The organism is Vibrio sp. 1167 (assembly GCF_033340375.1).
In the GTDB taxonomy this organism is placed as follows: Bacteria; Pseudomonadota; Gammaproteobacteria; order Enterobacterales; family Vibrionaceae; genus Vibrio; species Vibrio alginolyticus.
In genome coordinates, this window is the sequence record NZ_JAWOWK010000042.1 from 1 (window position 1) to 1,680 (window position 1,680).

The following is a 1,680-nucleotide window of genomic DNA, read 5'->3' on the forward strand; positions in this document are numbered from 1 at the left end:
CGATGATTGAATCAACAAACTCGTTCATCGGGTTGATGATTTCAATCAACTTGTCTTCAACCGCTTGATCAAAATCGACACTTTTCACATCTTGTGCGGTAAGTGTGGAAATTTGAGTTTCAATTTTCTCGGTAATGATTTCATCTGCATCACGACCACCTTCAATGAAGACTTTGATTCCATTGTAATCGGCAGGGTTATGCGATGCGGTGATGCACGCTGAGTATGCACAGCCCATCTCTTTTGCTTTGAACATCACGATTGGTGTTGGAACAAACTTATCGATAAAGCTAACTACAATGCCATTTGCCGCTAAAACTTCGGCAAACCAACGGCCCGCTTTATCAGACAGAAAACGTCGGTCATAGCCAATGATAAAGCCACGATCTGCCACTGATTCTCTGTTAGTGATGTTTGCTACTGCCTGAGCAACCAAACGAACATTATCTTTAGTGAATTCTTCACCGATGAATGCGCGCCAACCGCCTGTACCAAATTTGATCATGATTCGAACCTCAATAAGGGCGGCAATACACCGCGCCTTAAAATTTTGCTAGCGAACCCAATGCACAAGCTAAAGAGCAAAAGTGCATTGGGGCATTTTTAAGCGATTAACCTAGTGTTACGATCACTTCGTTCACGGAGCCTTCCGCTTGAACTGGTACTGATGCGCCAGTGATAGCTTCGCCGTTCAGAGTGATAGATTTCACGCCTTTGCTGACTGAATCAGGGTTAACAACTTTGATGTTGTAAGTCGCGCCTAGCCACTGACGAGTGACTTCAAATCCAGGCCAGTTAGTTGGAATACATGGATCGATAGTTAGACCATCAAAACCTGTGCGCACACCAAGGATAAAGTTGGTCACTGCGAAGTAAGCCCAACCAGATGTGCCAGTTAGCCATGGGTGGTTTGCACGACCGTGATCTTTGTGGTCTCGACCCATAATGAACTGCACATAGGAGTACGGTTCTGCGATACGTTTTTCGATGATGTCGTTTTGGTTGTATGGGTTGAGTGCATCGTAGAACTTCATCGCACGGTCACCGCGCCCCAATTTTGCTTCAGCAACCCAAGCCCATGGGTTTGGATGTGAGAAGATCGCACCGTTTTCTTTTACGCCGTGGTAAACGCGCGTTACAAAGCCGATATCATCATTTGGTGTTGCGAATGATGGTGAGTTCAGATGTAGGCCGTATTCAGAGAATAGATTCTCGTCGACTGCGTCCATTGCCTTTTCACCGCGCTCTTGAGATACCGCACCAGACAGCACCGCAAGAGTGTTTGACTCAAGGTGTACACGACCTTCTTTTTGTTGCGCTGTGCCAATCTTGTCACCGTTTTTCGTTAGACCACGAATGTACCAGCCGCCTTCTTCGTCCCAAAGGTGTGTTTCACACGCTTCACGCACGTTTGCTGCCATCTCGGTGTATTTCTCAACGTCAGCTTCTTTGCCTAGGTATTTTGCAAGGTCGATGAACTCTTGTAGCGCCCAGAAGTGTAGGAAAGACACCATTGAAGACTCGCCGCCACCTAGGTTTAGACAGTCGTTCCAGTCGGCACGTAGACCTTTCCAGATGCCCGTTTGACCCACGTATTCAGCTGAGAAGTCTAGCGCAGCTTTCATGTGGTCATACACGGTTGCATCACCGCCATCCGCGTAAGGAATCACTTCGTCGAAG

General features: G+C 47.2%; 1 protein-coding gene and 1 pseudogene. Both read right to left on the reverse strand.

Translation table 11 applies throughout. From position 1 onward, the window contains the following. A pseudogene (locus R7Z78_RS24170) lies at positions 1-505 on the reverse strand (phosphoglucomutase/phosphomannomutase family protein); the annotation flags it as partial. 106 nt (positions 506-611) lie between these two features. After that, the coding region (locus tag R7Z78_RS24175; protein WP_411977586.1) for a GH36-type glycosyl hydrolase domain-containing protein at positions 612-1,680 on the reverse strand (1,069 nt) is incomplete at its 5' end.